This window comes from Acidovorax sp. LjRoot204 (assembly GCF_056175785.1).
Genome location: NZ_JBGFFF010000202.1, coordinates 1 through 6,521 on the forward strand (window position 1 = coordinate 1; position 6,521 = coordinate 6,521).

Consider the following 6,521-nt stretch of genomic DNA (forward strand, 5'->3'; position numbering starts at 1 on the left):
TCATCGCGTCGGCCAGCACCATGGCAGCGTCATAGGCGTAGGGGCTGTAGATCTGGAACTGGCCGGGGAACTTGGCGTCGTAGCGCTTCTTCCAGTCCGAGCCGCCCTGCATCTTGTCCACCGAGGCGCCGCCCGTGGCGCAGGTCACATTCTTCAGCGCGGGGGTCTTGCCCGACAGTTCGGGCAGCTTCTCGGTGCACAGCGCATCACCGCCAAAGAACTTCACGTTGCCCAGGCCCAGCTGCTCCATCTGGCGCAGCATGGGGCCAGCTTGGGCGTCCAGGCCGCCGTAGAAAATCGCGTCGGGCTTCTTGTTCTTGATGGCGGTGAGGATGGCCATGAAGTCGGTGGCCTTGTCGTTAGTGAACTCCTCGGCCACCACTTTCAGGCCCTTTTGTTGCGCCGTCGCCTTGAAAACCGAGGCCACGCCCTGGCCRTAGGCCGTGCGGTCGTCGATGATGGCCACGCTCTTGAGCTTGAGGTGGTCTGCACCAAACAAGGCCAGGGCAGCACCCAGCGCGTTGTCGTTGGCGATCAGGCGGAAGGTGGTCTTGTGGCCGGGCTTGGTCAGGTCGGGGTTGGAGGCCGAGGCCGTGATGTGTGGCAGGTCGCACTTGGCGTAGACCGCCGAGGCGGGAATGGACGTGCCCGATTGCAGGTGCCCCACCACGCCCGCCACCTTCTGGTCGCACAGCTTCTGGGCCACGGCGGTGGCCTGGCGTGGGTCGCCCGCGTCGTCTTCGGCCGCGATTTCAAACTTGATCTTCTTGCCGCCGATGACGAGGTTCTGGGCGTTCAGGTCGTCAATGGCTAGACGCACACCGTTTTCCGTGTCTTTGCCGATGTGGGCAATGCCGCCCGACACCGGGCCTGCGTGGGCGATCTTGACGGTCTGTACGTCCTGGGCAGAGGCCAGATGGGCCGCCAGCGCAAGGGCGGTCAGTGCAGAAATTCGGAACAGGGGCGAAGAAGCGAAAACGGGGCGCAGCACGGTACAAAGTCTCCTGGGTCGGTCAAAGCATCCTGTTGTGCACCGAACTTGTACACAACAAACCCCGCATCGTAGCCACCTCAACCCTCGTTTTCGCAAAATTACTAAGCAAACTTAGCAATTTGCTCCGGCATTAACCGGGCTAATGAGTCCGGCGCCTACCGCCCGGCCAGGCACGCTGGGATAATCACGCCCCATGTCCCTCCTGCCCCACCAGCTCGAACTGCTCTCGCCTGCGCGCGACGCAGACATTGGCATCGAAGCCATCAACCACGGCGCAGATGCCGTCTACATCGGCGGCCCGGCCTTTGGCGCGCGGGCCAGTGCGGGCAACGACATCCGGGACATCGAGCGCCTGGTCAGGCACGCGCATCGCTTCAACAGCCGCATCTTCATCACGCTCAACACCATCCTGCGCGACGATGAACTGGAGGCCGCGCGCAAGATGGCCTGGCAGGTGTACGAGGCGGGCGCGGATGCATTGATCGTCCAGGACATGGGCTTGCTCGAGATCGACCTGCCGCCCATCCAGCTGCACGCCAGCACCCAGACCGATATCCGCACGCCCGAAAAAGCACGCTTCTTGCAGGACGCGGGCCTGTCGCAGATCGTGCTGGCACGCGAGCTGACGGTGCAGCAGATCGCCGCAGTGCACAAGGCGCTGGGGCCCGTGGATGCGCCGGGGCGCGCCAACATCGAGTTCTTCATCCACGGCGCGCTGTGCGTGGCCTACAGCGGCCAGTGCAACATCAGCCATGCGCAGACCGGCCGCAGCGCCAACCGCGGCGACTGCAGCCAGGCCTGCCGCCTGCCCTACCAGGTGACCGATGCGCAGGGCCGCTTCATCGCGCACGACAAGCACGTGCTGAGCATGAAGGACAACAACCAGAGCGACAACCTGCGCGCGCTCATCGACGCCGGAGTGCGCAGCTTCAAGATCGAAGGGCGCTACAAGGACATGGGCTACGTGAAGAACATCACCGCCCACTACCGCACCTTGCTCGACGAAATCATCGAAGAGCGCGAGGCCCAGGGCCGGCCGCTCTCCCGCTCGTCCAGCGGTCGCACCACCTTCACCTTCACACCCGACCCGCTGCAGAACTTCAACCGCGAGTTCACCGACTACTTCGTGACGGGCCGCAAGGAAGACATCGGCGCGTTCGACACCCCCAAGAACCCCGGCCAGGCCATCGGCTGGGTGACCAAGCTGGGCCCAGACTTTGTGGAGCTGGAACTGGGTGACCCCGCCACCGTGCTGCACAACGGCGACGGCCTGTGCTACTACGACCTGCACAAGGAGCTGGTGGGCATGGCCATCAACGTGGCCGAGCCGGTGTCGGCCCGCAGCGTGGGCCAGTGGCGCGTGTACCCCAAGGACCCGATGGACGGCTTCAAGGACCTGCGCAAGGGCACCGAGGTCAACCGCAACCGCGACATGGACTGGGTGCGCACGCTGGAGAAAAAATCCAGCGACCGCCGCATCGGCCTGTGGGCGCACCTGAGCGAAACGCCCAGCGGCTTCAGCCTGATGCTGACCGACGAGGATGGCAACGTGGGCAGTGCCGACGTGCAACAGCCCCACCAACCCGCCACCGATCCGGCCAAGGCCGAAGCCAGCCTGCGCGAGCAACTAGGCCGTTTTGGCGCCACGGTGTTTGCGGTGCACGACATTGCGTTGCAACTGTCGCAGCCCTGGTTTGTGCCCGCCTCGGTACTCAACGCGCTGCGCCGCGATGCCGTGGCCGACCTGGAGGCCAACCGCGCCCGCAACTTTGCCCGCCTGCCGCGTGCCATACCGGTGGAGCCCCCTGTGCCCTACCCCGAGGACACGCTCTCCTTCCTGGGCAATGTGTTCAACCATAAGGCCCACGACTTTTACGAGCGCCACGGCGTGAAGGTGATCGCTGCGGCCTACGAGGCGCATGAAGAAGAAGGCGAAGTCAGCCTCATGATCACCAAGCACTGCGTGCGCTTTTCCATGAGCCTCTGCCCCAAGCAGGCCAAGGGCGTGACGGGCGTGCAGGGCACCATCAAGGCCGAACCCTTGATGTTGATCAATGGCAAGGAAAAGCTGACCTTGCGCTTTGACTGCAAGCCCTGTGAAATGCACGTGGTGGGCAAGATCAAGCGCCAGGTGTTGAACCAGGTGCCAGAAGTCCCGCTCCAGTTCTACAAAGCCCGGCCGCAAGTCGCGCACTAAGGCAACGCCGAAGAAGTCCTTGTGCGGGCGTGCGGCCCGTTTCACCGATCGCCGCATGTCCCCATCCACCGCGCCGCACCTGCATCCCGCCGAGGCCGTTGCCCAGGCGCACGGTGTCGATCCTGACGCGGGCCTGCACCCCGACGAAGCCCTGCGCCGCAGCGCCACCCACGGCGCCAATGAGCTGGCGGCGGGGCAAGACCGCCCCTGGTGGCATCTGCTGGCCGACCAGTTCAAGGACTTCATGGTGCTGGTGTTGCTGGGTGCGGCCGTCATCTCGGGCCTGGTGGGCGAGGTCACCGACACGCTGGTCATCCTGGTCATCGTGGTGCTCAACGCCGTCATCGGCTTTGTGCAGGCCTGGCGCGCCGACCAGGCCATGGCCGCGCTGCGCCAGCTGGCGGCGGCGCACGCCACGGTGCTGCGCAGCGGATCCGTGCAGGTGGTGCCCGCCACGGCGCTGGTGCCGGGTGACATCGTGCTGCTGGAGGCCGGCAACCAGATCCCGGCCGACCTGCGGCTGATCGAGATTGCGCAGCTGCAGGTGGATGAATCAGCCCTCACGGGCGAATCCGTCACGGTGGCCAAGCAGATAGAGGCCCTGGCCGCCGAGGATGTGGGCGCGCTGGGCGACCGCACCAACATGGCCTTTAAGGGCACCACGGCCACGCATGGCCGGGCACGCGGCCTGGTGGTGGCCACCGGCATGCACACCGAGCTGGGCAAGGTGGCCACGCTGCTCGACACCGGCGACCGCAGCACGCCGCTGCAACTGCGCCTGGCGGCCTTTGGCAAGCGCTTGGCGATCGCGGTGCTGGGCATCTGCGCGGTGATCTTTGCGGTCGGCGTGCTGCGCGGCGAGGCGCCGCTGCTGATGGCCCTCACCGCCATCAGCCTGGCCGTGGCCGCCATCCCCGAGGCACTGCCTGCGGTGGTGACCGTGCTGCTGGCCCTGGGCGCACGCCGCATGGTGGCCGTGCATGCGCTGGTGCGGCGCCTGCCGTCGGTCGAAACCCTGGGCTCGGTCACCACCATCTGCTCGGACAAGACCGGCACCCTGACCCAGAACCGCATGCATGCCGAGTTGCTGCTGGCCCACGGCGTGCGCTGGGTGCCCGGCGATCCCCTGCCCGGCCCCGCCCACGCCGAAGCCCTGTGCGCCGCCGCACTGTGCAACGACGCCACGCTGCAGGTCCACAACGAAGAGGGTCAGTCGGGCATCCACTGGCTGGGCGACCCCACCGAGACCGCGCTGGTGCTGGCCGCCCACGCGGGCGGGCTGGACAAGGCCCAGCTCGACGCTGCCAGCCCCCGCGTGCAGGAGCAACCGTTTGACTCCGACCGCAAGCGCATGACGACCTTCCACCGCGCGGCAGGAGGCTTTGTGGCCTACACCAAAGGCGCGCCCGAATCCRTGCTGCCCCGCTGCACCGCCCACTGGACGCCCGAAGGCGCTGCCGCACTCGACACCGCCAAGGTCCTCGCCACCGCACAGCAGCTCGCTGCACAGGGGTTGCGCGTGCTGGCCCTCGCCCGCCGCAGCCACGCCCGCCTGCCCGACACCAACGACATCGACGCAGTAGAAAACCAGCTGGAGCTGCTGGGCCTGATCGCCCTCATCGACCCACCCCGCGCCGAGGCCCAGGCCGCAGTGCGCGACTGCATCAGCGCGGGCATCACGCCCGTAATGATCACAGGCGACCATCCTGCGACTGCGCGCGCCATCGCGCACCGCCTGGGCTTGGTGAAGAGTAGCGATGCCCCGGTGCTCACCGGCGCCGACCTGGCCACACTGGACGATGCTGCCCTGCGCGCCCGCGTGGAGCAGGTGCAGGTCTACGCCCGCGTGGACCCGGCGCAGAAGATCCGCATCGTCGAGGCGCTGCAGGCCCAGGGCCACTTTGTGGCCATGACGGGGGACGGCGTGAACGATGCCCCGGCCCTCAAGCGCGCCGACATCGGCATTGCAATGGGCCAGGGCGGCACCGACGTGGCGCGCGAGGCATCGAGCCTGGTGCTGCTGGACGACAACTTCGCCACCATCGTCGCGGCGGTGCGCGAGGGCCGCCGCATCTACGACAACATCCGCAAGTTTGTGCGCTACGCGATGACGGGCAACTCGGGCGAGATCTGGACCATCTTCCTGGCGCCGCTGTTGCTGTTGCCCATCCCTTTGCTGCCCATCCACATCCTGTGGGTCAACCTCGTCACAGATGGCCTGCCCGGCCTGGCGCTGGCGGCCGAACCGGCCGAGCGCGGCATCATGCAGCGCCCGCCCCGCGCGCCGCGCGAAAGCCTGTTTGCCCACGGCATGGGGCAGCACATCCTGGGTGTGGGCCTGCTCATCGGCGGGCTGTGCCTGGCGGTGCAGGCCTGGGCCCTGCACACCGGCCACACGCACTGGCAGACCATGGTGTTCACCGTGCTCACGCTGGCGCAGATGGCGCATGTGATCGCCATTCGCTCCGAATCCGAACCCATCTGGCGCCTGGGCCTGCTGAGCAACCGCCCGCTGCTGGGTGCTGTGCTGCTCACCTTTGCGCTGCAGATGGCCACCATCTATGTGCCCTGGCTCAACCCCATCTTCCGCACCGAGCCGCTGAGCCTGGGTGAGCTGGTGCTGTGCATCGGCGCCGCGCTGGTGGTGCTGGTGGTCGTGGAAATCGAGAAGGCCTGGCGCCGCAGCCAGCAGGCGCGGCGCACCACCCCAGAGCCCATGGACAGCGCCATGGACGAGCCTTCGGCCTGAAAGAGTCCAGGGCGCACAAGAACGTCATAAGCACATAGCCAACGATTCGATGACGCCAGGGGCCCAGGGTGCCAGAATGGCCCGCGCCATCGGCACATCGGGCCTCGTCCAGCCATGGGCTGAGCCCGGTTGTTCCACTCCCATCCCTTCAATGAAAGAGACAGCACCCATGCAGATCGAAACCCTGGCCGTACACGCAGGCTACAGCCCCGACCCCACCACCAAGGCGGTGGCCGTGCCCATCTACCAGACGGTGGCCTACGCGTTTGACAGCGCCCAGCATGGCGCCGACCTGTTTGACTTGAAGGTGCTGGGCAACATCTACACCCGCATCATGAACCCCACCACCGACGTGCTCGAGAAGCGCGTCGCGGCGCTGGAAGGCGGCATCGCCGCGCTGGCCGTGGCCTCRGGCATGGCAGCCATCACCTATGCCATCCAGACCATTGCCGAAGCGGGCGACAACATCGTCTCGGCCAGCACGCTCTACGGCGGCACCTACAACCTCTTTGCCCACACGCTGCCGCAGCAGGGCATCACCACCCGCTTTGCCGACCCGCGCGACCCGGCCAGCTTTGCGC

4 protein-coding genes are annotated in these 6,521 nt (G+C 66.8%); 3 read left to right on the top strand and 1 reads right to left on the bottom strand.

The window, feature by feature from the left end:
- The coding region (locus tag AC04MI_RS22380; RefSeq protein WP_476498739.1) for a branched-chain amino acid ABC transporter substrate-binding protein at positions 1–988 on the bottom strand (988 nt) is incomplete at its 3' end.
- 199 nt (positions 989–1,187) lie between these two features.
- Between AC04MI_RS22380 and AC04MI_RS22385 the strand changes: the two genes are divergently transcribed.
- From AC04MI_RS22385 to AC04MI_RS22395, 3 genes are all read left to right on the top strand, one after another.
- Positions 1,188–3,191: a peptidase U32 family protein gene (locus tag AC04MI_RS22385; RefSeq protein ID WP_436078556.1), complete on the top strand. Its 2,004-nt coding sequence runs from the start codon at positions 1,188–1,190 to the stop codon at positions 3,189–3,191.
- A gap of 55 nt (positions 3,192–3,246) precedes the next feature.
- A complete protein-coding gene (locus AC04MI_RS22390) occupies positions 3,247–5,940 on the top strand; it encodes a cation-translocating P-type ATPase (RefSeq protein ID WP_476498740.1) in 2,694 nt (897 codons plus the stop codon).
- Between the two features lie 169 nt (positions 5,941–6,109).
- The coding region (locus AC04MI_RS22395; RefSeq protein ID WP_476498741.1) for a PLP-dependent transferase at positions 6,110–6,521 on the top strand (412 nt) is incomplete at its 3' end.

Coding starts and splice junctions, on each gene's coding strand:
- AC04MI_RS22385 (WP_436078556.1), top strand. CDS start 1,188: ATGTCCCTCCTGCCCCACCAGCTCGAACTGCTCTCGCCTGCGCGCGAC.